Below are 352 nucleotides of genomic sequence, written 5' to 3' on the forward strand. Positions count from 1 at the left end.
TGGTGCCAGGATTTCAAGCTCTGCTTCGATGGCGGCCAGGTCGGTCTCAATCAGGTCGTCGAGCAAGCTGGCCTGATCCGGATTAAACGACTCGGAGCGTTTGGCGAAGCGGTGGCGTTTGAGCTGGGCTATTTCGTGAATGAGTTGCTGGTTACGGGTCTTCTGATGAAGAACCTCTTTGTCGAGGCTCGCCAGCTGCGTATCTAGATGCTCAACGCGTGTGAGCAACTGCGCAGCGAGGCTGCGCAGTTGTTCAGTGTCGAGCTGATCGAGACGAGGAGTAGGAATCATGGCGATGACTCTGCCCGATCTGCTGATCGATGTATGTCATCCATTTCTCTTAATGGTTACG

At 54.3% G+C, this 352-nt stretch carries 1 protein-coding gene; it reads right to left on the reverse strand.

The annotated features are described in order from the left end of the window. The coding region (locus GHO41_RS29595; RefSeq protein WP_218580294.1) for a transposase at nt 1–291 on the reverse strand (291 nt) is incomplete at its 3' end. Between the last annotated feature and the right edge of the window lie 61 nt (nt 292–352).

The organism is Pseudomonas sp. FSL R10-0399 (genome assembly GCF_009600165.1).
GTDB lineage: Bacteria > Pseudomonadota > Gammaproteobacteria > Pseudomonadales > Pseudomonadaceae > Aquipseudomonas > Aquipseudomonas helleri.